At 42.5% G+C, this 26,357-nt stretch carries 23 protein-coding genes; 5 read left to right on the top strand and 18 right to left on the bottom strand.

What is annotated here, in order from left to right:
- The first annotated feature begins 32 nt into the window (after nt 1–32).
- From Q8G36_RS00900 to shc, 3 genes are all read left to right on the top strand, one after another.
- Complete coding sequence (locus Q8G36_RS00900; RefSeq protein WP_305158548.1) at nt 33–374, top strand: DUF1450 domain-containing protein; 342 nt, start codon at nt 33–35, stop codon at nt 372–374.
- Nucleotides 375–597: 223 nt separating this feature from the next.
- Nucleotides 598–2,247, top strand: a complete 1,650-nt coding sequence (locus tag Q8G36_RS00895; protein WP_305158547.1) for a M14 family metallopeptidase — start codon at nt 598–600, stop codon at nt 2,245–2,247.
- Between the two features lie 169 nt (nt 2,248–2,416).
- The gene (gene shc, locus Q8G36_RS00890; protein ID WP_305158546.1) at nt 2,417–4,312 is read left to right on the top strand and encodes a squalene--hopene cyclase; all 1,896 of its coding nucleotides are present in this window, start codon (nt 2,417–2,419) and stop codon (nt 4,310–4,312) included.
- 227 nt (nt 4,313–4,539) lie between these two features.
- On the opposite strand, the gene Q8G36_RS00885 is transcribed toward shc, so the two are convergent.
- The 17 genes from Q8G36_RS00885 to Q8G36_RS00805 all read right to left on the bottom strand — a co-directional run bounded on the left by Q8G36_RS00885 (nt 4,540) and on the right by Q8G36_RS00805 (nt 21,551).
- Nucleotides 4,540–5,022, bottom strand: coding sequence for a tetratricopeptide repeat protein (locus Q8G36_RS00885; RefSeq protein WP_305158545.1), 483 nt, complete (start codon nt 5,020–5,022; stop codon nt 4,540–4,542).
- A 315-nt stretch (nt 5,023–5,337) separates the two neighbouring features.
- Entirely contained in the window at nt 5,338–5,886 is a 549-nt protein-coding gene (locus tag Q8G36_RS00880) for a PepSY domain-containing protein (protein WP_305158544.1), read from the bottom strand.
- Nucleotides 5,887–5,951: 65 nt separating this feature from the next.
- Nucleotides 5,952–7,307 carry a sensor histidine kinase gene (locus Q8G36_RS00875; RefSeq protein WP_305158543.1) on the bottom strand — a complete coding sequence of 452 codons (1,356 nt, stop codon included), beginning with the start codon at nt 7,305–7,307 and terminating at the stop codon, nt 5,952–5,954.
- Nucleotides 7,304–7,999: a response regulator transcription factor gene (locus Q8G36_RS00870; protein ID WP_305158542.1), complete on the bottom strand. Its 696-nt coding sequence runs from the start codon at nt 7,997–7,999 to the stop codon at nt 7,304–7,306. The genes Q8G36_RS00875 and Q8G36_RS00870 overlap by 4 nt, the downstream gene beginning before the upstream one ends.
- Nucleotides 8,000–8,527: 528 nt before the next feature.
- Nucleotides 8,528–9,049 (bottom strand): peptide-methionine (S)-S-oxide reductase MsrA, encoded by a 522-nt coding sequence (gene msrA, locus Q8G36_RS00865; protein ID WP_305158541.1) that lies wholly within the window; start codon nt 9,047–9,049, stop codon nt 8,528–8,530.
- A 119-nt stretch (nt 9,050–9,168) separates the two neighbouring features.
- Nucleotides 9,169–9,777 carry a response regulator transcription factor gene (locus Q8G36_RS00860; protein WP_034310044.1) on the bottom strand — a complete coding sequence of 203 codons (609 nt, stop codon included), beginning with the start codon at nt 9,775–9,777 and terminating at the stop codon, nt 9,169–9,171.
- A 12-nt stretch (nt 9,778–9,789) separates the two neighbouring features.
- Nucleotides 9,790–10,911 carry a sensor histidine kinase gene (locus Q8G36_RS00855; protein ID WP_305158540.1) on the bottom strand — a complete coding sequence of 374 codons (1,122 nt, stop codon included), beginning with the start codon at nt 10,909–10,911 and terminating at the stop codon, nt 9,790–9,792.
- Nucleotides 10,912–11,005: 94 nt separating this feature from the next.
- Complete coding sequence (locus tag Q8G36_RS00850; protein ID WP_133351158.1) at nt 11,006–12,058, bottom strand: fatty acid desaturase; 1,053 nt, start codon at nt 12,056–12,058, stop codon at nt 11,006–11,008.
- A 312-nt stretch (nt 12,059–12,370) separates the two neighbouring features.
- Nucleotides 12,371–13,078, bottom strand: coding sequence for a response regulator (locus Q8G36_RS00845; RefSeq protein ID WP_305158539.1), 708 nt, complete (start codon nt 13,076–13,078; stop codon nt 12,371–12,373).
- Nucleotides 13,079–14,668 (bottom strand): ATP-binding protein, encoded by a 1,590-nt coding sequence (locus Q8G36_RS00840; RefSeq protein ID WP_305158538.1) that lies wholly within the window; start codon nt 14,666–14,668, stop codon nt 13,079–13,081.
- A gap of 79 nt (nt 14,669–14,747) precedes the next feature.
- A complete protein-coding gene (locus Q8G36_RS00835) occupies nt 14,748–16,274 on the bottom strand; it encodes a tripartite tricarboxylate transporter permease (RefSeq protein WP_305158537.1) in 1,527 nt (508 codons plus the stop codon).
- An 18-nt stretch (nt 16,275–16,292) separates the two neighbouring features.
- Complete coding sequence (locus tag Q8G36_RS00830) at nt 16,293–16,748, bottom strand: tripartite tricarboxylate transporter TctB family protein (RefSeq protein ID WP_305158536.1); 456 nt, start codon at nt 16,746–16,748, stop codon at nt 16,293–16,295.
- A gap of 57 nt (nt 16,749–16,805) precedes the next feature.
- The gene (locus tag Q8G36_RS00825) at nt 16,806–17,828 is read right to left on the bottom strand and encodes a Bug family tripartite tricarboxylate transporter substrate binding protein (protein WP_305158535.1); all 1,023 of its coding nucleotides are present in this window, start codon (nt 17,826–17,828) and stop codon (nt 16,806–16,808) included.
- A 405-nt stretch (nt 17,829–18,233) separates the two neighbouring features.
- Nucleotides 18,234–19,160, bottom strand: a complete 927-nt coding sequence (locus Q8G36_RS00820; protein ID WP_305158534.1) for an AEC family transporter — start codon at nt 19,158–19,160, stop codon at nt 18,234–18,236.
- Nucleotides 19,161–19,315: 155 nt separating this feature from the next.
- Nucleotides 19,316–20,188 carry a LysR family transcriptional regulator gene (locus tag Q8G36_RS00815; protein ID WP_305158533.1) on the bottom strand — a complete coding sequence of 291 codons (873 nt, stop codon included), beginning with the start codon at nt 20,186–20,188 and terminating at the stop codon, nt 19,316–19,318.
- 147 nt (nt 20,189–20,335) lie between these two features.
- Nucleotides 20,336–21,133, bottom strand: a complete 798-nt coding sequence (gene fdhD / locus Q8G36_RS00810; RefSeq protein WP_305158532.1) for a formate dehydrogenase accessory sulfurtransferase FdhD — start codon at nt 21,131–21,133, stop codon at nt 20,336–20,338.
- Nucleotides 21,134–21,188: 55 nt separating this feature from the next.
- Entirely contained in the window at nt 21,189–21,551 is a 363-nt protein-coding gene (locus tag Q8G36_RS00805; RefSeq protein ID WP_063234138.1) for a DUF2294 domain-containing protein, read from the bottom strand.
- A gap of 335 nt (nt 21,552–21,886) precedes the next feature.
- Here Q8G36_RS00805 and fdhF point away from each other — a divergent pair, with 335 nt between their 5' ends.
- Both fdhF and Q8G36_RS00795 read left to right on the top strand, forming a co-directional pair.
- Nucleotides 21,887–24,826: a formate dehydrogenase subunit alpha gene (gene fdhF, locus Q8G36_RS00800; protein WP_305158531.1), complete on the top strand. Its 2,940-nt coding sequence runs from the start codon at nt 21,887–21,889 to the stop codon at nt 24,824–24,826.
- Nucleotides 24,827–24,844: 18 nt separating this feature from the next.
- On the top strand, nt 24,845–25,321 hold the full coding sequence (locus tag Q8G36_RS00795) for a DUF1641 domain-containing protein (protein ID WP_305158530.1): 477 nt from the start codon (nt 24,845–24,847) through the stop codon (nt 25,319–25,321).
- A 287-nt stretch (nt 25,322–25,608) separates the two neighbouring features.
- Here Q8G36_RS00795 and Q8G36_RS00790 read toward each other — a convergent pair whose 3' ends face one another.
- Nucleotides 25,609–26,355, bottom strand: coding sequence for a nuclease-related domain-containing protein (locus Q8G36_RS00790; RefSeq protein WP_370694009.1), 747 nt, complete (start codon nt 26,353–26,355; stop codon nt 25,609–25,611).
- Nucleotides 26,356–26,357: the final 2 nt, after the last annotated feature.

Here is a 26,357-nt window from a genome sequence, read left to right as displayed (position 1 = left end):
GTCAAATTGTAATGAATTTGGATGAACCAATCATGCATTTCGTTACAGGAAGTGATAAAATCAAAATAACAAATATTTACTCTTCCAATGAAAGAAGCGATATGATGAAAAATTTGCTATCCAAAGTATTCTCAAAAAAGGCGAAAATCCAGATTGAATTTTGCCAAAATAATCTTGACCGCTTCCTTAATGAACAAACAGTTGCCGATTATGGTAAGTTCTTAGCGAATCCAAGGATTCAATATAAGGAATATGAATGTTTGAGTGAGTGTAAACTTTGTAAGAAAACCCCCTATGCGAAAGTGAACGGCCAGATAATGAGCGGCGAAGATTCACAGGATCTTTTAAATCAGTTACATGATGAATTGAAATGATACGGGCCAAGCAAATTGCTTGAATCGTATCATTTTGACTTTCCTCCTGTAATTATACAGAATACAGGTGATGAACAACATCTATTAAAAGGAATTGCGAATTGTGCCATGGAATCACTTAATCTAGTCGTTACTTCCTGTTTTTCACTATTTCCTGTGTTTTCACTGTATAAATAGCTTAATATATGATAATTTATGGAAAAAGATAGACAGGAGGACGTCCATGAAAAAAATCATTCCTGCCATCGTATCAGTCGTAACACTAGGCCTTGTCACGGGATTGCCTGGCCCCATAGCCGAAGCAAAAGAATTCACCCCTTATTATGGAAATGGTCCAAGTTACATTCAACCAGATAACCTCTCCCACCTTTTCCCTGACCCTAATGTATCTTTCAAAACCCCTGCCTTTAAACAAAACAAGATCGCCTTTACGAGCCAGGAAGAAATGTTGGATCATATTAAGTCCCTCTCGCATAAAAACAAGAACATCCAGGTCAAGACGATAGGTAAATCCACAGAAGGACGCGACATCCCGATGCTTCTTTTCAGCAAGGATTCAAAAAGACTGAATAAGGGTTCCCATAAACCATTGATATGGATTCAAGCTCAGATCCATGGCAATGAACCCGCTTCAGGTGAATCAACATTAGTCCTTGCACAATGGCTGGCTGAAGGCAAACTTGGTGATGTCCTCGATAAAGTGAATGTTGCCATCGTTCCACGCGTCAATCCTGATGGCTCTTATTATTTCAAACGATATACCGCAAATGATATGGATGGGAATAGGGACTACTTAAAAGTGGAGTATCCTGAAGTACAGACGATTCATCAGTCAATCGATGATTATGAACCAGAAGTGATTCTGGATGTACATGAATATACAGTGAATCCCGCCCCCCTGAAAAAAGTGGGAACAAATGGATCGATTGCTTCCTATGATTTACTCATCTCCTCAGCCAAGAATTTAAATATTCCCGAACAGCTTCGAAAAGCTTCCGATGAACTGCTTTTACCTAATGTTTTTAAAACATTGGAAAAAGAAAAGTTTTCCTATCACGATTACTATACACTGGCTACTTCTGATGATGGAGTCCTTACCGCGACAGAAGGAAGCACAGAAGCCCGGATTGGCCGAAACGCCCTCGGTTTGAAAAATACAATGACCTATTTAATAGAAACAAGGGGAATCAATATCGGCCGTACGGATTTTAAACGACGTGTTTTTGCACAAGTCACAGCACAGGCAGCATTCATCAAAACGACAGCCGAACAGGCCAGTAAAGTGAAAAAGGCCGTTAATCAGGCAGAAACTGAAGTCGTGCAAAAAGGGCGAAAAGCAAATGATAACGATAAAATTGTCATCACCAGCGAAAATAAATTGGTTAAGGATCAAAAATTGACAGTAGTCGATTTGGCGAAAGCTAAAATGGTCGATGCCTCCATCGATTGGCTGGATTCTACCGATGCATACCCTACCCTTGTCAGAGATCGACCGACAGCCTATATCCTTCCACCCGAATATAAAAATATCGCCAAGAAACTTCAGCTATTGGGAGTAGAAGTGAAAAAATTAAAAAAACCTTTGAAAGTAGCTGTTGAAAACTATAGGGTCACGGATTTAAAAGTTTCCGCTGAACTGGAAAGCGGACATTCCACAAGGAAAGTCACGACCGCTGTTACTTCAACAACTCGGGATTTCCCAAAAGGAAGCTATGTTTTCGACATGGGCCAGCCTGATGCCAACTTCATCTCCCTAACCCTCGAACCTGAAGGCATAGACAGCTATGTGACATTCAATTTCATCCCGGCTGACACAGGAAAAGTACTGCCGATTTACCGCTATATGCAGCCATCTTCCTTACCAGTTAAATGATGCATAGTATCTAAATGACGCTTTGGCAGCTTTCATTGCCAAAGCGTTTTTAGTTTCCACCCTCCTTTATTCATGTGGGACGATGCGCCTGACATGATTTCTTGAATGCAACGACAAGTTTTGAATATACATATAAACGGAAAATGTGTTTTTTAGAGGAGGAAAGTCATTGAACCAACATGTACAATTGGAAATCAATCGCCTTGTTCATCGCTTGAAACAAGACCAATCCGCTGATGGTTCGTGGAATTATCCCTTTGACACCGGGATAACGGCAGATGCCTATATGATCATATTATTGAAAATTTTAGATATGGAAGATGCTCCTCTTATAGAGGCTTTAGTAAAAAGAATCGAAAGCAAGCAAACGGAAAACGGTTCTTGGAAACTTTTCCAAGACGAGAAGGACGGCAATGTTACGGTTACGATCGAGGCTTATTATGGCCTTCTTTTTAGTGGACTCCGCAATAAGAACGATTCCCATATGAGGAAAGCCAAACAATTCATTCTTTCCAAGGGTGGCATCAAACAGGCCAAAATGTTAACGAAAATGATGCTTACTGTCACCGGACAATATCAATGGCCGCTCCTGTTCCCCATTCCTCTCGAAGTGGTCTTACTGCCTCCGACCTTTTTCGTCAGCATTTATGATCTTTCCGTATATGGGCGGGTCAACATGATTCCCATACTATTGCTTGGCCATAAAAAGTTTCAGATCAAGACCCAGGACACGCCAAGTTTAAAAGATTTATTTCAAACAAGGGAGGACCGTTCAGAAGAGCATATGTGGGAAGAGTATCGTACCGAAGAATATCGTTCCTTCTTCTCCAAACTACAAACAGGCGTCAAAACTTTGATCGGTTATCCAGATTATTTGCATTCCTTAGCCTTGGATTCAACGAAAAGGTTCATGCTCGACAGGCTGGAACCAGACGGGACACTGTACAATTATTTCGGTTCTACCTTTTTCTTGATCTTTGCCCTCCTTTCAATTGGATATTCGAAAAAGGATCCAGTGATTCTAAAGGCCATTGCCGGTCTGAAGGGGATGGCCTGCTCCATTAAGGGACACACACATATCCAGTTCACGACGCCCCATGTTTGGAATACCTCCTTAATAAGCTACGCCCTTCAAGAAGCGGGCATACCTTCCAAAGACCCAACGGTTAAGGCTGCCAATCAGTACTTACTGTCACGCCAGCATTATATGTATGGAGATTGGCTGATCCATAATCCTAACGCGATTCCAGGCGGCTGGGGGTTCTCGGATTTCAATACCATGAATCCGGATGTCGATGATACGACCGCCTCACTTCGGGCGCTGGCTAAGCAACTGCAAGCAAAACCGGATAATCGGGACAGCTGGCAGCGCGGTGTCTCATTCACGATATCCATGCAAAATGATGATGGTGGATTTCCAGCCTTCGAACGGAATAACGACCATAAATGGCTGCACCTTCTTCCTATAGAGGGTTCGAAATATCTCCTGACTGACCCTTCTACCGCTGATCTGACAGGAAGAACGTTGGAATTCCTAGGAAACTATACAAATATGAAGAAGCCGGAAGAAGTCAGTAAAAGAGCGGTGGATTGGCTATTGGAAGACCAGAAGCGTGATGGCTCCTGGTATGGGCGTTGGGGCATCTGCTATCTATATGGCACATGGTCTGCACTGACCGGCATGAAGGCAGCAGGGCAAGCCACTGGACATCCATCCATCCAGAAAGCCTTAACTTGGTTGAAGAAAATTCAAAATGAAGATGGTGGCTGGGGTGAATCTTGTTACAGTGATACCAAGCAACGATATATCCCCCTCGGAGAAAGTACACTGACACATACAGCTTGGGCTGTGGATGCGTTGATATCGGCATCTGATAAGCCGACAGCCGAAATCGAAAAAGGCATTGCCTATCTTATCCGTGCAGGTCAACAAGAAAGCTGGACCAATGATTATCCTGCTGGCCAGGGAATGGCAGATTTTTTGTATATCCATTATCATAGCTATCGCTATATTTATCCCCTTTTAGCCTTAAGTCATTACAATAAAAAATTCCTGAAGACTTAATCGCCAGTGTTTTTTTATCATATAAAGGTGAATATGTGGATTACCTGTGGAAAAGTAGTTAATAACACCGGAAAGTTATCCACAATCCGAGGTTATCCACATTCATTTATCCGTAAACGTGCTAAATGCAAGAAATTTCAAGTCATATTTGTTGATTCATTCATTTCGGATATGTAAGAATGACTTGTTTTATACAGGCTTTGTGGATAGTTTGGGGATGATCACTATTATGTGAAAACTTTATCCAGTTTATCACTATAAAATTCTATGGCCTTAGCATAAGATTGTATTTCTTGATCCTTAGAGGTTTCGGTAATTATCTTCAATAGAGATTCCATTGCAAGATCATGTTGGCCCAAATTATAAAATGCCATGGCCCTGAATACCAATAAAGCCTTATCCTCAGGAAACTTCGCCAGCCCGGATTCCAATGTCTGTCTTGATTTTTCATATTCCCCTATGGTGCGATATGTGCTCCCCAACCCTAGGTAGGCCCCTTTTGCATCCTCCTCAGGCAAACCTAATTTGAGTGCCGCTTCATAATAGGGCACCGCCTTTACCTCAAGTCCGAGAATATCCAAACTCCAGGCACACTGATACTGTATGACTGCATCACCGGGATTTTGCTTTGCCAGATCCATCAATAATCGGTTGGATTTTTCGAATTCTTTCTTTCCCCTTAATGACAGTGCCATTTCCAAATTTTCCATCGCCATTCCTCCATTGTATAAGATTCCTTACTGCCCCTATTCGCGATTCCTCCTTTTAATTCCTTCTTAATCGTAAATGGTAGCCTAAGCACCATCTCCAAACACTATTGCGGGCAGAAATTAATAGGCTGTTACTGGAGGTGATTTAATGGGCGGAATTTCAATTAGTTTATGCATGATTGTTAAGGATGAGGAAGCTTCACTTCCTAACTGTCTTGGTAATTAAAAAAAGGATCTGCCACTCGGCAAATCCTTTCATACACTTCAATTCAAGATCATTTTTATATCACAGGCTACTATCGACGTGACATATGATTAATCATCCAACTGGTTTTTCAATACTTTTCCCGTGGTGGCATCTACCACTACATCATATTCCTTTAGTCCTTGTTTTATTTCCAGTTCGTACACAAGGGTGCCATTCTCCGAATCCAGCTCAGCATCCGTCACTTGGCCATCCACCGCTTTCAAGGCAATCTTTTCAGCTTGATCACTGCTGACTTTTGCCATTTCCGCCGCTTGTTGTGTGCTCATATCCTCATCGTCACCGTCTTCCATCTCCTGAGAAAGAATCTCTCCTTTTTCAGCATCAACGTCAACGTCTTGATAGCCTTCTTTAGTTTTAACGGTCATCTCATAGGTCATCGGCTGGTCCCAATCCTTTTCAAATTGAGTAACTTCGCCGCCTAGTTTTTCTGAAATCATTTTGACAGCCTCATCCTCGGATAGGTTCCCCTTATTGACTGCATATACCGCCGTTCCAGCCGCACCGCCGAAAAGCAATACGGAAGCTATGGACACCGTCATGATTACCTTTTTCCTTTGAATGATACCTTCTTTTATCGTACTCCACTGTTTTTTCATGAATGAATTCCTCCTTTAAGTTGTTACCTTAATAATAAGCACCCTTCATGAAACGAACATGAGCGTTAGATTAGAATTTGATGAGAAAGAATAAGAGTCACCAACGTTCCCTCTCCCGCTTCGCTTTGAATCTCCAATTTACCGTCGAATGACTCGACAAGCGTCCTGGCGATGGAAAGCCCGAGTCCATTGCCTCCCGTTTTCCTTGCCCTCGATGAATCCACGCGATAAAAACGTTCAAATACATGGGGGAGATGTTCTGGTGATATCCCTGTGCCGTGATCTTTCACACCGATGTGAATTTCATCGGACTGCCGTTTTATCATGATCTGTATACTTGATTCACTGTATTTCATTGCATTGTCCAATAGGATGACAATCACCTGTTCAAGCTTACTGGAAATGGCCATTGCATATATTTCCTTAAACTCTGATTCTATCGTTATTTCACGATTCCCCGTCCTCCTGAATGTTTGGGCAATCCCTTCACAAAACGAAATAAGTTCTATTTCCCCTTCTACATCTGCTGAAGGTTCCGTTCGGGAAGCTGACTGCAGTAGATGTTCCGTCAGCTTTTTCATCCGGACGGCTTCATGATGGATTGCCTCCACCGCCTCTTCCTGAATCGCCTCATCCTTCATTCCCCAGCGTTTCAATAGAGAGGAGTAGCTTTCTATGACCGTAATCGGTGTTTTCAATTCATGTGAAGCATCTGAAAGGAATTGCTGCTGTTGGTTATAATTCCGCTCCAGCCTTTCTATCATCCTGTTAAATGCCACTCCCATTACCTGCAGCTCGTCCTTTGAATGATCCGATAGCGGTATCCGTTTGAATTCCCCGCTTTTCTCAATATCCTTCATCGTTCCGCTCATGATCGATATGGGTTTGAGAATCAGATTGGCCAGCCACTTACCGGCAAGAATGGATAAAAGAATGACAAAAAGGGATGCACCGCCTAAAACGAGGGCAAGCGTCGATAAATTATCAAGGAGGGTATCCTGCGGCTGTGTAACCTCGATCATCCCTAGCTTCTTCCCTTCATCAGGATAAAGATAACGGTAGGTCAATACATATTCCCCATCAGCTTTGGTAAAATCATACCCGTTCTCGTTAATGGCTTTAACCGCAAGCCCCTTAAGGTCCTCTTCATCCGTAAATGTTTTTACCAACCTTCCATCAGTGTCGAATATCCTCACCATTCCATCGTCCGGGATATACGGCTCCATTAAATCGGAATCACCGGAAATCAAATCTTTCGTCAGGATACTTTCTTCGATTAATGAAGCTTGATCTTCAAGCAGATCCCGTTCTCTCTCTACCGATATCCAAAGGAAGGCGATTAAAACGATGATACTCAACAATATAAGCATGACGCTTAAAAAAAGGCTGGAATACGATTGGATTTTCGTCCGAATCTTCATACTGGCTCCTTCAAGCTGTAACCTACACCGCGGTAAGTATGTATGAGCTGCAGCTCAAAGGGATAATCTATTTTTTTGCGTAAATAACGGATATACACATCAACCACATTCGTATCCCCTGCAAAGTCATATCCCCATACATGTGTAAGGATTTGCTCCCTCGAAAGTACTTGATTTTTATTTTGCAAAAGATAAACCAGCAAATCGAACTCGCGGGAGGTCAGCTCAATCCTTTTGCCTTGCCTGTGAATGTCCCTTGTACCAAGGTTCAACTTCAGATCATGGATCTTAAGTTCATCCACTTCCCCTAATGATTTGCTCTCCAGTACATTGGTACGAAAACAAGCACGGATCCGTGCCAGCAGCTCTTCAATTTCAAACGGTTTCGTTACATAATCATTCGCACCATGGTCCAGGCCATTCACCTTGTCTGGCACAGCATCCCTTGCGGTTAGAAGGATGACCGGTGTAGATTCATTCTTTTTCCGATAACGCCTAAGTACTTCTATGCCATTCAACTCGGGCAGCATCACATCCAATAAGATTAAATCCCACTCTTCGGCTTCTGCCCTTTCCAGACCTGTCTTTCCGGTAAAAGCCGATTCTGTTTGATAACCCTCATGATTAAGTTCCAGTTGGAGAACCCTCGCAATTTTTTCTTCATCTTCTATTATTAAAATTCTTTTATTCATGATTATCACCACCTACCCCTTAGTGTACTGAAGAAATATGAAAATATCATGAGAAATTGAACCCTCCGCATAAGAATCCCATGAAATAATGAATTTAATTTTTGTGCCTTTAAAAGGTCAAAAAAGAACCGGATGTGTAAAGTCCATGCCAGACACCTTGCAGAGATTCCATACAATCGTAAGAATTTCCCGAATCTAAATAATACAAGCCTATATATCAATGGTTAACCATAAAAAAAAGACTATGGAAAATTTCCATAGTCACAGTTTATCGACAAAATGGGGCTCGGACGGCCTCATCCCCAAATGAGAAATTATTACCATGATTTTAAAGCGCGAAACTCCATAATTTTTTACTATTATATATGGGATCCAAACCCTCTCTAGATTGAAGAAATTTGCGACACTCATGCCGAATACTGGCTAGACGAGACCCCACAAACGCTTGCTTTGATGAGGCTTGGCAGGCAGTCGGCGGAATGGGCGCGGATTTCTGAAATCAACGGAAACGTTTAATAATGATCCATTTCATTCACCGTTCCAATGCTGGTCAATGAATTCATCACGTCCCGATTTCGCACGGTCCGCTTTATAATCATCTTTGTTTTTCTTATGATAGCCTTGATGGTATTCTTCGGCAGGGTAAAAGGTTTGGGCCGGAAGGATTTCCGTTACGATGGGTTTCTGGAACTTCCCGCTGGCCGCAACCTTTTCTTTCGCTTCAAGAGCCAGTTTCTCTTGAGCTTCATCATGATAGAAGATGGCCGTCCGATATTGGCTTCCCCTGTCATGGAATTGACCGCCATCGTCGGTTGGATCAATTTGCTGCCAATATAGTTCCAGCAATCTTTCATAAGGAAATAACTGAGGATCGAAAGTGATTTCCACGACTTCATAATGCCCCGTAATTCCCGTCTTCACTTCCTCATAAGTCGGGTTTTCAACATGTCCTCCCGTATAACCGGATACGATTCCTCCAATCCCCGGTTGTTCTTCAAATGGTGTCACCATGCACCAAAAACAACCTCCAGCAAATGTAGCCTTTTGCATAATGGTCATCCCCTTTCCTGTAGTAATAAAAATTAATATACCATACTCCAATCCTGACACTGTGCTTTTTTGATTTGCGAAGCCGCCATTAAATGCGCCAAAAGGGATTTACCCTTTGATCAATCTTTTGACCAGCCCTTTTCCTTGAATCGCACAATCGCTTCAACGCGGTTGCTTACATCCAATTTATCAAGGATGACTGATATATAATTACGGACCGTTCCATTGGTCAGATAAAGCTGGCTTGCGATTTCCTTTGTGGTCTTACCATCTGCGATCAATTTGAGCACTTGGCTCTCTCGTTCAGTCAAAGGGTTTTCTTCTTCGAAAGCCATATCCACCAGCTCAGGAGCATAAATGCGCCGCCCATCCATAATGACACGGATCGAGTTCGCCAGTTCCTCACTAGGACTATCCTTGAGAAGATATCCGCCTACCTCGGCCTTTCTTGCTCTTTCAAAATACCCAGGACGTGCAAAGGTGGTCAAAATGATGACTTTGCATTGGTGGCCCTGATCCTTGATCTCCTCCGCTACATCGAGCCCGGTTTTAACTGGCATTTCAATATCGGTTATGCAGATATCCGGCTTTAATTGATTGACGAGATTCATTGCTTCTTCCCCATTGCTCGCTTTTCCCACAACTTCCATGTCACTTTCCAAATCTAGGATGGAACCTAGCGCACCAAGCAGCATCCGCTGGTCTTCGGCAATTACGATTCGAATCAATGTTAATCCCTCCTATCCATTATTTTTTATAGCATTCGGAACTCTTATATAAAGTGTCGTTCCATCTGTTGATTTAATATCCAGGCTGCCATTAACGAATTCGAGCCTTTCTTTCATTCCTTGAAGCCCATTGCCTTTAAAAAACTCTGATCTATGCGAAAGCCCCACTCCATTATCCTGTACTGTGATCGTCACTCCTGTTTGTAATTCTTCAATGACGATATTACAGCAGTCGGCACCGCTATGTTTGACGATATTGGTCACAGCTTCTTTCAAGCACATGCTTAAAACCGTTTCAACAAGCAATGGGGTATCTTGCAATTCCGTGGTGCCTTCCAAATTGAATTCTATCTCTGCCGCTTTCAATATTTGCTTGACCCGGATGATTTCATCGCTTAGCTTGGCCCCGCGCATTTCCGACACCATTTCACGTACTTCCTTGAGTGCCGTCCTCGCCGTTTGACGGATATCCTTGATTTCCTTCTTGGCTGAATCCGGATTCAAATCGATCAATTTCCCTGCAAGGTCACTTTTCAAGCCAATCAAAGACAGTTTTTGTCCAAGTGTATCATGTAAGTCACGGGCAATCCGCTGACGTTCCTCCATTTTGCCAAGCTCCGAAATTCTTTTATGTGCGTCCTCCAATTGTTCTTCCAACCTGCCCCGTTTATTCCGATTATATGTGTTGAATGGGAGCAGGATCACGCCTACCACACAAATGAGCATAAAGGGAAATTGCGAAAAGAACGTAGGGTCTTTCATGATGAATCCAATATTGACAGACACGATGGTAGCCAATAGCTGGATCGAATATAAGACGAAAAAGCCAACCTTATTTTGAACATTCCCAATAAAGAATGCTAAAAAAAGTGAAAAGTAAATGTAGCTGAAAAATATGGTCATGGATATGGATATGACTATTTGTATCGCCGTCCATACGTATACGGGCCATCCCTTCGAAACGAATGATAGACCATATGATATGAAAAACAAAATGATCATGACGATTCCAAAGACTATCTCCAACATCGAAGAAGATTTGAAGATGAAATAAAAAGGAAGGATACAAAAAATGATCCAGACATAAGGGCTCAGCCCTGTGTTTTTCGGAAAGATATGATACCAACTTTGCATGGCGCCGCCTCTATTTCTTTTTATCCTAGTATATACTAAGGAGTTTCATCAAAAAACCACCCAATGGAAATTGAATGGTTTTTTGATGAACTATTTATTTTTCTTGAAGACTTGGACGTTTATTATTGATTTCCACCTTTGATTTTGTTTCATTTAGACGTTCCTTAATCTCTTTAAAACTGACAAACGTCTTGTTTTCGCCATCATAAAGGCGGAAGCGAAGCGATTTTAAACTTGAACTAAGGGTGATTGTCGTTGCCTGCTGCAAAGGCAGGGTGGAATCATGGACTTTTTCCAGATTATAGTTTGGCACTCTTGGACTAAGATGATGCACGTGGTGAAAACCGATATTACCGGTTACCCATTGCAAAACCTTTGGAAGTTTATAATAAGAACTTCCATCGATGGCAGCCTTCACGTAATCCCATTCCGATTCCTCTTCGAAATAAGAATCTTCGAACTGATGCTGTACATAAAACAGCCAGATGCCCAGTGATCCCGTTACAAAAAGCATCGGTACCTGAATCATCAGGAATGCCTGCCATCCGATAGCCAAGCATAAAAGACCATAAATTGCCACGATTGCGGCATTTGTCAAATACGTATTCATCCGTTCTTTCTTTTTAGCGCCTTTTTTATTCAGACGGTTCGATACAAGAAATAGATAAAATGGACCCAATCCAAACATGACGATCGGATTTCTATATAAACGGTAAGCCAGCCGCCCCCAGAATGAAGCTGCGATATATTCATCAACGGTCATGATCCAAATATCTCCTGTACCGCGTTTGTTTAAATTACTGCTTGTTGCATGATGTATGGAATGGCTATGCTTCCATTGCTCATATGGAAATAATGTAACGATTCCACTGATTGTACCCAGGATGCTATTCGCTTTCCTGCTTTTGAAAAACGATTGATGACAGCAATCATGGAAAATGATGAAAATCCTGACTACGAATCCTGAAGCCAGGACGGCCAATGCAAGGGTCAGCCAGTATGAAATGGTTAAGCTTTGATAAGCTAAAAACCATAACAGGAAAAATGGCGGAAATGTATTTATGAGCTGTTTCACACTTGATTTAGTATTGGATTTTTCAAAAGGGGCAATATCTTTTCTCAATTGTTTTTGATTATGATTACTCATGGTTTCCTCCTCATAATATATAAAAATGAAGTGTTTAAATGGATTGGTTTTTGTTTTATATTTCGAAAAACTTTGGCAACATCTCTTCTTTAATTATAGGAATAATAACCGATCTTCTATAGTCATAAACGTCAATTTCCTGCTATGACACTTGTCATATACTTGTCTGCTTCAACACTCACACGTATTTTTTCCTCATTCATCATTTTTACACTTCAAAAAAACGATGAATTCCCACCAATCTGATTCCCAAAAAAATGCCTGTCATTTATTCGATCAAACAAAAAAAGATCCGCCACTTGGCGAACCCATTTATAACTTGATCGCATAAACCCGTTCAGGACGTCCTACCGTGCCATATGTTAAATCGGCATCAATTTTTTCCTCTGACATCAAGTGCTCCAGATAACGCCTTGCCGTTGTCCTGCTCACCCCGATTTCCTTTGCCACTATTTCGGCAGTTAACCCTGGGGAGGATTTCCCCAACACAACCATCACCTTCTCCAAAGTCATCCGATCGATCCCTTTTGGCAGTGAAGTTTGTTCCCTCTCTTTTTCTTTCATTTCCTTTCGCAAAAGCTTATCCACCTGTTGCTGCGTTACGGGAAAATTGCCCTTTTCCAATTCAGACAGTTTGTTGTGATACTCTTGATATCGGCGTAAGGACTGCTTGAAACGCTCAAATGCGACAGGCTTGATAATATAATCAAATATGCCGATCTTGATGGCTTCCTGGACTTTTTCGATTTCTTTAGCCGCCGTTATCATAATGACATCCATTTGTTTGCTTTGCTGCTTGATTTCTTTCAGGATATCAAGCCCATTCATATCCGGAAAATACATATCGAGCAGCAATAGATCCGGCTGCATGATTTTAATGAAGCTTTTAGCCTCGTCATAGCTTGACGCGATTCCGATTGTTTGAAATCCCTCAAGCTTTTCGATGAATAGCTTCTGTATCTCGGCAATCCGCAGGTCATCTTCTACGATTAAGACTTCTATGTCACGATTGGCCATCATTTAATCACCCCTCTGTTTTTTTGGTATGGCAACAGTAAAAATCGTATATTCCCCTTCTTTCGTCGAAAAAGTGATATATCCCCCTAATCCATCAATCGCTTCCTGAACAAGGCTCAAACCTATACCTGAATTGGATTGATGGCTTTTCGTCGTAAAACCGTTCTGGAAAATCATTTCGGTAATATCTGAATTCATCCCTTTTCCATTATCTTCAACCTCTATGATCAACTCTTTACCTAAGTCCGTGATGAACAACGATACCCTTTTTTCCTCCCTTTCGTTTTCCCGTACAGCTTCGAAGGCATTATTGATGAGGTTGCCGATGATCGTCACTAATAAATCCCGATCTATTTGGGGCGGAATATCCTTAAAACTGCTTTCTCTATCAATGGTAAAATCAATTTTCAGCTCGCTGGCTAAACTTACCTTCCCTAAAATGAACCCAGCAATAATCGGATCAGGTACTTCCTTCATTAGAAAGTGAATGAAGCCTTGGGTGACATCCACTTCCTTCGATATGAAATCTATCGCTTCTTTATGTGAACCGAGTTGAATCAAGCCTAGCAGAGTATAGAGCCGATTCGAATATTCATGTGTCTGGGCCCTCAGCCCTTCTGCATATGCCTTTACATGTGACAGTTCCTGAAGGAGATTGGATAGTTCCGATTTATTTCTCAAACTTGCAACTGCACCAATGATTTCACCCTGTCCATTCAAAATGGGGATCCGGCTGGCCAAAAAAACTTCACCATCAATCATGAATTCCTGATCATACTCGGCCCGTGCCGTGCTGACTACATCAAGCAAATGTGTATGCGTTATGACTTCTTCGATTTTTTGCCCGCGAAGCATGACTTCTTTAGGGATATGAAGGATTTTATGCGCCGTTTCATTGACGACCGTGATTTTCCCATGAACATCAATGGCAATGATGCCTTCATGAATCGATTCCAAAATGGCATGCTTCTCTTGAAACATCCAGGCGATCTCTTTCGGCTCCAGACCCAATATCGCCTTTTTTATATTGAATGAAATGAAAAAGGCTATCAATAAACCGCCGATTAATATAAAAGAGATGATCCAGACTATCTTTCTTTGTATACTGGACAATTCTTTTTCAATATCATCCTGAAGGTAGCCAACGGAGACTACACCAATGACTTTTTCATTTTCGATTATCGGGGATTTTCCCCTAATGGAAGGTCCCAATGTCCCAGTGGACTCGGTGATGATGGATTTCCCATTCCAAACCTCGCCATTATCTCCACCTACCATTTTCTTGCCTATCAAGTTGGAATCTGGATGCGACAGCCGTGTTTCATTCTCATCTCCTATTACTATGAATTCCGCATCGATCTGCCTGCGAATTCTTTCCGCGATGGGCTGAATGATTACAGAAGGATTATCCGTTCGAAATGCTTGTTTAATTTCAGGCAGCAAAGAAATGGTCTGGGCAACCGACAATGCTTTTTCCCCTGTTTCCTGCTTCAGGTTATTTTCCAGGATATTTATGAAAATAACTTCAAGTATTCCACCCATTAAGATGATTAACGTACAGATGCCCAGCATCAACTTGGTGTGTAAACGCATTCAATCACCTCTACTTACATCATATAAAAAAAAACCCCTTGAAAAAAGAGGTTTTTTCATAACATTCAGAAAATATAGGTTAACCTTCAATATTGATGACAACATCCTTACCTCTCTTCTTAAGTAAAACCGGAATGAGCAGCCATAACGCCGTTACAATCAGGAAGGTCAGGGAAAGCGGCCGAGTGAAAAACAAACTGTAATCACCATCGGATATCGTCAGGGCCCTGCGCATATTATTTTCTATCATCGGTCCTAAAACCAGTCCTAATACCAACGGGGCGATTGGATAATCATTTTTACTTAAGAAATATCCCAAGACCCCGCATCCTAGTAATAGCAATAAATCATAAGTCGATACTTGTACCGCATAAACGCCAAAAATGGAAATCGCGATAATGATCGGAATCAAATATTTCTTTGGCGTTTCAATGATTTTCGCAAAAACCTTAACGAGCGGGAGATTAAGGATGAGGAGCATCAGATTCCCGATGAACATACTGGCGATAAGTCCCCAAGCCACCTGAGGATGGTCCTCGAATAATAATGGACCTGGCTGAACATTGTACATCATGAGCGCACCCATTAAAATCGCCGTTGTACCGGAACCGGGAATTCCCAGCGTCAATAATGGAATCATCGCTCCGCCAGAAGCCGCGTTATTGGCCGTTTCAGGACCAGCCACTCCAGCGATCGCCCCTGTACCAAATCTCTCGGGTTTTTTTGAAATCCGTTTTTCCATAAGGTATGAGAAGAAAGATGCAAGAGTAGCCCCTGCACCCGGCAGGATCCCTACAAAAAAACCTAAGAGCGACCCCCTCGCAATTGGCCCCGCAGATTCCTTGAATTCTTCTTTGGAAGGAATCAAATTATTGATCTTTGCAATTTCCCCATCATCCTCTTCTTTTTCCAAGATTGTCTTGAATACTTCTCCTAGGGCGAATAGACCCACTGCTATCGTCAGGAATTCGACTCCTTGATACAGCCAAGGAATGTCGAATGTAAAACGGGCGATCCCGGATACATTATCAATGCCTATCGTCCCGATCAACAAACCGCAAACTGTCATGATCAATGCCTTGGTTACGGATTTTCCCGCGAGGCCGCTGACTGCCGCCAACCCTAGAAGCATGAGCGAAAAATACTCAGCCGGACCGAATTTAATGGCAATCGTCGATAATGGCTGAGCCAAAGCAATCATGGCGATAAGGGTGACTATCCCTCCGACGAAGGAACCGATTGCCGAAATGGATAAAGCACTCCCGGCTCTTCCCTTCTTCGCCATTTGGTAGCCATCCAATGTGGTGACGACTGAAGAAGATTCGCCAGGTGTATTCAATAGGATCGAAGTTGTCGACCCTCCATACATCGCTCCATAATACACACCTGCAAGTAAAATGATGGCGCTTGTTGCCGCTTGCTCTGGTGGAAGTCCCCCTGTAATCGAAGCGGTTACCGGAATTAAAAGAGCCACACCGCTCATCGGCCCGATCCCCGGCAAAACGCCGACAGCCGTACCGATCAATACTCCGACAAATGCAAAAAGAATGTTATACCAAGTTAGTGCCGTTTCAAATCCATGCATTAAATAATCAAAAGTGCCCACTTCACATCCCCCTTCCTTTTATGAAAACCAGATTGGCCAACCCGGCAGTGTTCCCTTTAACACTTTCACGAATAAATAATAGATGATCCCTGAAAATCCTGCGGAAATGATGAGCGATGTCACCCACTTATTCCGTTCCATCGTTTGAAAGCAAACAAACAAAAAGAGAAAGGTCGTAATGACATATCCTATCGTTTCCAATGTCAAAATATAAATCAAGGTGGAGAGCAAAATGATGATAAAAGGTTTATATTCCAGCTTTCCCTTACCCGATTCCTGTACCTTGCTCCGAAATGCCTCATAGAACAGGCGAATACTTAAAACAGCAAGGACGAATCCCAGTACAAAAGGGAAAATGTCCGGTCCTACCGAACTTCCATAAGAAGAACTGGCCAGCTTCCTGCTTCCTATCATAAACAGCACTCCGACAGCCAGAAAGGCTACAGATGCAAAGCGATCAAATTTCACGTCCATCCTTATCCCTCCATTTCAGAAAATAAGAAGAAGGTGAAAGCACCTCCTTCTTCTCCATTATTTTTCCATGCCTAAAGCTTCTAATAATTGCTGCACCTGTTTCTCCTGTTCTGCTAAAAACTTGCTGAATTCTTCACTATTTTTATATTCTTGTTCCCATCCTTGAACTTCCACTTCCTTTTTCCATTCAGAAGTTTCTACTAATTTTGCAATGGTTCCGTCCCAAAAGGTTTTCGCTTCACCAGACATATTCTGAGGTCCAAAAACGCCTCTCCAAATCGTGAATTCAGCATCAACACCCTGTTCCTTTGCCGTCGGTATGTCTTTAAGGTCTCCACCCAAACGTTCAGTCGAGGTTACGGCCAACACTCTAATCTTTCCTGCTTTTAAAAATTCCCTGACACTGGATGCATCCGTTCCGATCACATCTGCATTTCCGCCAAGCAATGCCGTAATCGCTTCCCCGCCACCGTCGTACGAAACGTATTTAAGTTCGGTTGGATTCAAGCCATATTCATAGGCTGGAAGAATGGAAATCAAATGATCCATGGATCCCGGAGCCGATCCCCCTGCAAAGGTCAATTTACGCGGATCTTTCTTCACCGCTTCCAGCACTGATTTCAAATCCTTGAATTCAGAATCCGCCTTTACCACTATCGCCCCGTAATCTTTTGTCAGCTGCGCCAAAGGAGTCGTATTTTTATATCCATAAGGACTGTTGCCTTCTTTTTTGAGGTTATTGATGATGACAGGCGGTGAATTCACGAACAGCATGTCATTGTTATCCGCTTGCTGTGTTGCATATTCCGCCATGAAGACAGCGCCCCCGCCACCGGGTTTGTTTTCGACGGTTAATGGCTGGTTCACCAGTTTTGTCTCACCCAAGACCTTTGTAAATGAACGGGCGGTTAAGTCCCATCCCCCTCCTGCGCCCGAAGGAGCAACGATCGTTATGGCCTTTTTCGGATAACCTGTACTTTCTTTCTTTTCTCCTGATGTATCCGAACTGCTGCATGCACCTAAACTTAAAGCTAACGAACTTGCCAATATGACCGCTGAAATCTTTTTACGAGAAAACATATGAATCCCCCTTTTGAAAGCGTTTTCTTAATTCTACAAAAATATCTTCCTTTTATTTGATTGCCCAACTAAAATGCATAACTTCCATAACTTCCATATTGTTCATAAAGTTTTATCGCAGTAAAAGGGGGAAAAGACTGCTCCTTCAGAGCAGTCCCTGTTTGTAGACAAAAGGGGTTCTATCTAAATTAAACAAAGTGATTGGAACGGAAGGTGCGAGACTCCTGCGGGAAAAGCGTGTCCAAGGGAGACCCCGCAGGCGTAAAGAACGCCGAGGGCGTACCGCCCGCGGAAAGCGAGTGCCCTACGTTCCAATCACGATTTTACAAACACTTTAAACTGTAGACAAACTCGATTTTCATCGAGTTTGTCTACAGTCAGAGACTGCAATTTTGAGCAGACCTGCTAGAATAATATTTTTGATAGATATACGACCATCGTTACCGTTATACTGCTGAATAAAGTCGACATCAAGACTGCCTGTGCCGCATACTCCGGATGGTTGTCATATTCCAAAGCGAATAATGCACTGTTTCTTGATGTTGGAAATGAACTGGCGATAAATAATCCCTGGGCGACAGTCCCTTCCAAGCCCAGCATGAGGATGATCAGGAATGCGATGGATGGTGAAAGTATCAGCCTTCCAACCAAGCTAAGGATAAGCGGAAGCGGGAAATGCGTCATTTTCAAATAGGCACTCTGTGCACCCAATGTTATCAGGGCAATGGCAATGAAGGCACTCGCGATATTATCAATCGGGGTCCATAAGAACAGAGGAATGTCGAAAGAAGCGGCCTGTAATAGAAAACCAAGTAATAAAGCATAAATGACTGGGTTCTTCAAGAACTCGCGAATGGCACCTTTTGCACTTTTTGTATGGACGGAAACGGAATTCATTAATCCATAGGTATAGGTCAACAGGTTTTGAAAAATGATCACGATGACTTGGATCGACAGGCCAAGAGGATTTCCGTGAAAAACCATCTGGCTGACGGGTAACCCGAAATTGGCTGAGTTATTCAGGACAACACTATTTTTAAACGTGGCCGAAAGGCTTTGATCAAACCTGGCAAGTTTAGCAATCAATGTACTCACGATGATGAGGCTTGCTGCTTGAAGAGCAAGGAAACTGAATATCTGGACGATCATCCCCCCGCCCATTTTGCTTTGATAGATATTGACAAAGCTAATGGCCGGCATGAGCAGGAAGTGATTCAATTTAGATAGCGTATTCATATCCAACTTGAATTTACGATGCAGAATGGCCCCCGCCCCTATAAGGAAAAAGACCGGCACAATGACATTCAATACGATCAGAAACAGGACACTCACTTGACTTCATCTCCATTCCTTAGGCAAATTCCTGATGATTTACATCTCCCATCTATCATAATGCCGGGATAACCATAATTAAAATACCAATAAATTATCGTTAACCATTCAAAAAAGGAATGACAAAAAAAGCACAGAGGTTTCTGCGCTTCCATTTAAATATCTTTCATGAAATCAACGTCTTTGGCAAATTCGACAAACTCTTTGACCAGTTTTAATTCCAACGATTTTTCATGATATAACATCCACGTATTCCTGATAAGCGGATTACCTTGCTTATCCTTAAGGTCCATTTGACGGAGATTTTGGTCCTTCTCCAATAAAACACTGGGTAGGATGCCATATCCCAGGCCATTCCTGACCATTTCTTTGCAAGTATCACCTTTATCCACTTCCATCCCCACCAAAGGAGGTCCAGAAAAATTGTCTCTCCACCAATTATCAATCATGGTTTTCAAAAGGGCATCTGTCCCATAATCGATCCTCGGCAGGAAAGGCAGGTTCCGGACTTCGATTTTTTCCTTGGAAGCAATACAAATCGTTTCCTCAAAAAGGTGATGCCTTGACCCTGACCATTGATAGTCCCCCCGAACAATCCCGACATGCACTTCTTCCTTATAAATGAGGTTCAGCACTTCTTTACTCCATCCAGTTGTCACATGAAAATCCACTTTAGGATATCGCTCACGAAATACTTTCAGCAGGCCTGGCAATTTATGCAGCGTAATATAGTTGGAAACACCCAGCCGTAATGTTCCACTGATCTCCTGACCCATATTGAATGCTGTCTCTTTTATCTGCCGGAGCCTGATCAGCATCTCATCTGCACAGATGGCCAAATATTCCCCTTGAGGGGTGAACTGCACTCCCCTTGTTCCCCGCTCCACAATCTTCAGATTGAATTCCTTCTCTATTTGTTGAATCCGTTTCGTTAAAGAAGGTTGCGAGATATATAAACTTTGCGCCGTTTTAGTAATATTCTTGTTTTCATGCAAAACCTTTAAAATATGCCAATCCCTTTCATTCATAACCCTTCCCCCGATACGCTTTTCCTTGATTGCTTTATAAAACTTTACCATAAAAGGCCTGTTGGATATATCCTTTTTCAAGTACAAAAAAAGCCCAGGCCATGCCGGCAAGGACTTTCCCATAAGCATCTTTCAAGCGAAGGATGCTCAGTCATTCAATTGAATTCTTTCAGGGCATGTATAGATATTCAGTGAATCATTACGAATGAACCCGACCGTGGTGATTCCCAATCCTTCAGCCAACTCCAAAGCCAATTCGGTTGGAGCGGATTTCGAGAGTATCAGTTCACAGCCGATTTTCGCCACTTTCAAGAGAATTTCCGATGAAATCCGGCCGCTGAACACGATAGCTTTCCCTTCTATCGAAATACCATTTTTCAAGCAATGGCCGTATATTTTGTCCAAGGCGTTATGCCGTCCAATGTCCATCCTGCTTAATACGAAGCCATCGACATCACATAAAGCGGCATTGTGGACTCCGCCTGTGTTCTGGAAGGTGACAGCGGAATTTTGTAAATCCTTCATCAAGCGGAAGCAGTCATCAGGAGTCAGTTTCACCGAAACATTATCCATTTTCTTGGCAGTCAATGCATCATTCACAAAGACGAAACCTTGTCTGCTCATTCCGCAGCATGATGTAATATACCGCTTATTTTGAAAGTCCTGGAAGTAGGGATTCACTTTATCTGTCTTCACATGAACAAAGCCTTCTTTTTCCTGAACCCAGATTTCCTTTATCTCATCATAATTTTTGATGATTCCTTCCGAAGCCAAATAACCAATCACCATATCCTCGATGTATTCAGGTGTACAAACCATCGTGACGAATTCCTGGCCATTTATTTTGACAGTAACGGGATACTCCGTTACGATCGTATCTTCCGTCCGCTCGATGTCACCTTTACTTATCCGGATGATGTCCCTCTTGCTTTCAATCGCTTTCATGTTCCCACTCCTTTAAATATCCAGGAGCCAATTGACCAATATGTAAGGAACATGGTCAATGCCCATTGAGTTTGTCCGCTATATTCTTATCAAATACGAATACGGAAATCGCTATGTTCTCTTTAATTTTGATGTCTGAAAACAAATGGACCAGTTTAGCTCCAACCAGTTCTTCCATTCCATCAGGAGGACTCTCCGAATACACATCCTGAACCATTTTGGTTCGTGCTGAATGGACCATATCCCTTCCTTCCTCTGATCTTGATATGAACATTTCCGTAGGAGTCAAATTCCCATATAACGTAGAAACGGCCATATTTTCCACGAAAACCGTGTGTATGCGTTCTGGTCCTTTACCGAATAGTTCCTTGCGCAGCTTACGAATCATATCATTGAATTCATGGATAACTTTTGACACCGTTACGTCACTCCAATTCAAGAAAATTAAGTTCTCAATTTTCTTATCATAAATCAACGCGAAGAAAAACGAAAGGAATTTGGGAATGATACCCTCTTTCCAGGATTGTTTCTTTTTTTAATTAAAGGTATAATATCTATGATGAAAGTTGGGAGCATAATAGTGTACTGTTGTGTCCCTATCTTTTTTAAAATTATCCATTATGGTATGGATTGGTATATTGGCAAGCTTTGCTATTAAACTATTCCACCATGACCTACATTTCCGTTCAGAGCCGGAGGTGTGATCATGGTGGTTTTTTTGCGTGTTCTTTGGCTATAAAAGGGGGAAATATAATGAGCGATTCAAACATCATCATCAAAATCAATGGGAAGGATTATACCGCTAATGAAGGAGCGACAATACTTGAGGTCATCAACCAAAATGAGATGGCTCATCCACAGATTTGTTATGTTCCTGAAGTGGATCCGATCCAAACATGCGACACATGCATCGTCGAAGTTAATGGGAAACTCGTCCGATCATGTTCGACAAAAGCAGTGAGCGGCATGGATATAGCCTTGGACTCTAGCAAGGCAAAAGAAGCCCAAACCGAAGCCATGGACCGGATCCTGGAAAACCATTCTTTATACTGTACTGTATGTGATAATAATAACGGAAATTGCAAACTGCATAACACAGCGGAATTAATGGAAATTGAACACCAAAAATATCCTTACACACCGAAAGTGGAATTGGGCGCCGTCGATATGTCCCATCCATTTTACCGCTATGATGCCAATCAATGCATCGCATGCGGACAATGTGTCGAAGTCTGCCAAAACCTTCAGGTCAACGAGACGCTGTCCATCGACTGGGAAGCAGAACGCCCTCGGGTAATCTGGGATGAAGGAACGGAAATCAATAACTCATCCTGTGTAGGCTGCGGACAGTGTGTAACCATTTGTCCATGTAATGCATTAATGGAAAAATCGATGCTGGGTGAGGCTGGCTTCATGTCAGGTTTGAAAAACGATATGCTTGAACCAATGATTGACCTTGTTAAAGAAGTGGAACCTGGATACAGCGGGATTTTTGCCATTTCGGAGATTGAAGCGGCAATGCGTGATACACGGACGAAGAAGACAAAAACGGTCTGTACGTTCTGTGGGGTAGGATGCACATTCGAAGTCTGGACAAAAGGACGTAAAATCCTTAAAGTCCAACCTACTCATGAAGCACCCGTCAATGCGATTTCCACATGTGTCAAAGGGAAATTCGGTTGGGACTTCGTAAACTCGGAAAAACGTTTGACAAAGCCCCTGATTCGGAAAAATGGAAGATTCGTTGAATCAAGCTGGGATGAAGCACTTGATTTGGTTGCATCCAGACTCGGTTCGATCAAACAGCAATACGGAGGAAATTCAGTAGGCTTCATTTCCTCATCCAAGATCACGAATGAAGAAAACTATGTGATTCAGAAACTGGCACGGCAAATGTTCGAAACGAACAACGTCGACAATTGCTCTCGTTACTGTCAATCCCCGGCAACAGACGGACTTTTCCGTACAGTCGGCATGGGCGGTGATGCTGGTACGATCAAGGATATCGCCGCAGCAGGTCTTGTCATCATCGTTGGGGCCAACCCGGCAGAAGGCCATCCCGTACTGGCGACACGCGTTAAACGGGCACACAAGCTTCACGGACAAAAACTGATCGTAGCTGATATTCGCAAAAACGAAATGGCCGAGCGTTCCGACATCCATATCAGTCCAAAACAAGGAACAGACCAGGTTTGGTTGATGGCGGTTACAAAATATATGATTGATCAAGGCTGGCATGATCAAGAATTCATCAATGAGAATGTTAACTTCTTCGATGATTATAAAGAAGTACTTGAAAAATATACCCTGGAATATGCAGAAACAAACACAGGTATTTCAAAAGGAACATTGATCCAAATAGCTGAGACCATTCGCGATGCAGACGGAACATGCATTCTCTGGGGAATGGGCGTTACACAAAACACCGGTGCTTCCGATACTTCGGCTGCAATTTCCAACCTGCTATTAGCTACAGGTAACTACCGCCGCCCAGGAGCGGGAGCTTATCCGCTTCGCGGCCATAACAATGTACAGGGCGCTTGCGATATGGGTACCCTTCCAACATGGCTTCCGGGATATCAGCATGTTACCGATGACGAGGCACGTGCTAAATTCGAAAAGGCTTATGGAGTGAAAATCGATGGCAAACCTGGCTTGAACAATATTGAAATGCTTAAAGCGATAGAAAAAGGCGACATGAAGGCCATGTATCTTGTAGGTGAAGATATGGCACTTGTTGATGCGGATGCAAACCATGTTGATAAAGTGTTATCCGGATTGGATTTCTTTGTTGTCCAGGATATTTTCCTTTCAAGGACAGCCCAATATGCCGACGTGGTATTGCCCGGAGCTCCGTCTCTTGAAAAAGACGGAACGTTCACCAATACGGAGCGCCGTGTGCAGCGTTTATATAAAGCCCTTCCCACTATGGGAGATTCTAAAGCGGACTGGGAAATCACTCAAGAGATCGCCAACCGCTTGGGTGCAAATTGGAACTACACTCATCCTAGTGAAATCTATGATGAAATGGCAAGCCTGTCACCGATATTCAGCCAGGCGAATTACGAGGTGCTGGAAGGATGGAACAGCTTCCTGTGGGGAAGCCATGATGGATCAAACACGCCGCTTCTTTATGTGGATGGCTTCAACTTCCCTGATAAGAAAGCGCGATTTGCACTGGCTGACTGGGTGGAGCCGCATAAATTCCCAGAAGAATATGACCTTCATATCAATAATGGACGCATGCTGGAGCATTTCCATGAAGGGAATATGACGAACAAATCCAATGGAATCCAATCGAAAGTACCTGATATTTTCGTTGAGGTTTCACCAGAACTTGCAAAAGAACGTAAAGTCAGTGATGGCGGACTCGTTCGCTTAGTGTCTCCATTCGGGGCCGTTAAATTAAAAGCCCTGATCACAGACCGTGTTAAAAATAATGAGCTATTTTTACCGATGAACTCCGTCGATAAAGACTCTGCCATTAACTTCCTGACTGGTCCTATCTATGATCAACGCACAAGCACGCCTGCTTACAAACAGACAATGGTCCGCATGGAAGTATTAAGCGCAAGCGGAGACATCCCATTACCGGGTACCAATCCACGGAACAAAAAACGTCATCCCAAAAATGGTGTCGAGGTTGAACGTAAGTGGGCCCGTCCAGGGTATGTTCACTTAACGGATAAATAAACAGGGAGGGTGAAGATCATGGCAGCTCCTATTACGGAAATCCATAATCCCATTACTGAGGAAGAAATAAAGCTACAAAAACTAGAAGAACTGAAAACGCTGATCACCGATAATGAAGATGCCTTAAACAATATGTTTAAAATCGTCAATGAACTGAATGATTCGGGAGTATTTGAAGCCGCAGCCTCCATGCTTCAAGGAAAAGAACAAATTGCGAAAATCGCTCTTCAACAAATCACAAGGCAACCTGTCACAAACCTGATCAATACCCTTATGGGGGCAACAGGAGCCTTGATGAACGCCGATGCCGCACAATCCACGAAACTGCTTAACAGTGCACTTGCAGGAATCGATGAAGGAAACAAATTCCTTCAGACCGATAAGAAGATCGGTGTAATGGATTTAATGAAAACATTGAATGATCCAGACATAAACCGGGCGATCGGTTTTGGCATCCACTTCCTAAAGGGAATGGGCAAGGAATTAAAAGAATAGAATCGGAACAAAGACTCAAGAGAAGTCATGCTTCTTTTGAGTCTTTGTTCTGTACTGGATGAAATGCTAACATATGAAACACGTTGAAGATCATGAATGGGGATAAAGTATTTTAATTGATAAATCTACACCTATGTTAAATAATGTTAAACATGAAGCATTAGCATGGAAAACAGTATATCAAGCTGATGGCATTTCTCCAGTAATAGATATTATTCTAATGATATAAGATGAGGGGCAGGTCACCCAGAAATCACTCATCAAAAAACAAGCTTTACACCCTCCCCTTATTCGCACCACGGCTTGTCAGATTCAATGATTGCAAGATCCTCGTTGCACTGGATGCAGAGGTAATGTTTAAGAAAATCCCTCAACTGCCGATTCATTATAGTTGTGCCTAATAGATAAAAATAATCTCGTAAAGCCTGGATATGTGCAGTTTTACTGGATAGTTGGCATGGATTGCAAATCCATGTGCCATGCCTTCTAGACTGATTCCCCTTGCAATTCTCGCAAAACACTCCTTTTATTAGGTCCTCTTCGGTAAGATTGTATCGTTCCAGAATGGAAAAGTCCGCATCGATTTGGTGTTTATTCATTACGCGAATTGCTTTCTTCAAATCTTTTTCATTAAAACTGGAGTCTGTTATGGAATCTTCCATTTGCTTAATTCTAGAGGGAAGTGCATCGCGATGGATAACTTTATAGTGGAGTTTATGGTTTTCAGAAGATGTACGGATGATTGTTTGGGGACTACTAATGACAATTAAAGAAAGGATGAGTAATGAGGGAAAACCATTTTTCAAAAACCAATCCGTTAACTGTGATTCCTGGCGGCTGACTTGTATGATGGGATTTGGAAATGCCATCTCTTTTCCTTCTATCGTTCGAATGAGCTGATTGAAATGCGGATCAAAATAGATTACCCCTGCAATGTTCTTCACTTTAATGATAAGCGCATAATTCTTGGAGATTAATAAGGTATCCAGTTGAAAAAATCGTGATTGACCCTGCAGCCTTAAATCGTGGAAGATGA

The organism is Peribacillus frigoritolerans (assembly GCF_030676415.1).
GTDB classification, from domain to species: domain Bacteria; phylum Bacillota; class Bacilli; order Bacillales; family DSM-1321; genus Peribacillus; species Peribacillus frigoritolerans_A.
Note: the sequence above shows the minus strand (reverse complement) of the source record. Positions and strands in the feature narration are given on the sequence as shown.

Excerpts from the sequence above, each read along its gene's own strand:
- Q8G36_RS00880 (WP_305158544.1), bottom strand. The coding sequence starts at position 5,886 with ATGAAAAAACAGTGGAGTACGATAAAAGAAGGTATCATTCAAAGGAAA.
- Q8G36_RS00825 (WP_305158535.1), bottom strand. The coding sequence starts at position 17,828 with ATGTTTTCTCGTAAAAAGATTTCAGCGGTCATATTGGCAAGTTCGTTA.
- Q8G36_RS00830 (WP_305158536.1), bottom strand. The coding sequence starts at position 16,748 with ATGGACGTGAAATTTGATCGCTTTGCATCTGTAGCCTTTCTGGCTGTC.
- Q8G36_RS00815 (WP_305158533.1), bottom strand. The coding sequence starts at position 20,188 with ATGAATGAAAGGGATTGGCATATTTTAAAGGTTTTGCATGAAAACAAG.
- Q8G36_RS00895 (WP_305158547.1), top strand. The coding sequence starts at position 598 with ATGAAAAAAATCATTCCTGCCATCGTATCAGTCGTAACACTAGGCCTT.
- Q8G36_RS00840 (WP_305158538.1), bottom strand. The coding sequence starts at position 14,668 with ATGCGTTTACACACCAAGTTGATGCTGGGCATCTGTACGTTAATCATC.
- msrA (WP_305158541.1), bottom strand. The coding sequence starts at position 9,049 with ATGCAAAAGGCTACATTTGCTGGAGGTTGTTTTTGGTGCATGGTGACA.
- Q8G36_RS00885 (WP_305158545.1), bottom strand. The coding sequence starts at position 5,022 with ATGGAAAATTTGGAAATGGCACTGTCATTAAGGGGAAAGAAAGAATTC.
- Q8G36_RS00900 (WP_305158548.1), top strand. The coding sequence starts at position 33 with ATGCATTTCGTTACAGGAAGTGATAAAATCAAAATAACAAATATTTAC.
- fdhF (WP_305158531.1), top strand. The coding sequence starts at position 21,887 with ATGAGCGATTCAAACATCATCATCAAAATCAATGGGAAGGATTATACC.
- Q8G36_RS00855 (WP_305158540.1), bottom strand. The coding sequence starts at position 10,911 with ATGCAAAGTTGGTATCATATCTTTCCGAAAAACACAGGGCTGAGCCCT.
- Q8G36_RS00795 (WP_305158530.1), top strand. The coding sequence starts at position 24,845 with ATGGCAGCTCCTATTACGGAAATCCATAATCCCATTACTGAGGAAGAA.
- Q8G36_RS00845 (WP_305158539.1), bottom strand. The coding sequence starts at position 13,078 with ATGATGGCCAATCGTGACATAGAAGTCTTAATCGTAGAAGATGACCTG.
- Q8G36_RS00850 (WP_133351158.1), bottom strand. The coding sequence starts at position 12,058 with ATGAGTAATCATAATCAAAAACAATTGAGAAAAGATATTGCCCCTTTT.
- Q8G36_RS00875 (WP_305158543.1), bottom strand. The coding sequence starts at position 7,307 with ATGAAGATTCGGACGAAAATCCAATCGTATTCCAGCCTTTTTTTAAGC.
- Q8G36_RS00870 (WP_305158542.1), bottom strand. The coding sequence starts at position 7,999 with ATGAATAAAAGAATTTTAATAATAGAAGATGAAGAAAAAATTGCGAGG.
- fdhD (WP_305158532.1), bottom strand. The coding sequence starts at position 21,133 with ATGAAAGCGATTGAAAGCAAGAGGGACATCATCCGGATAAGTAAAGGT.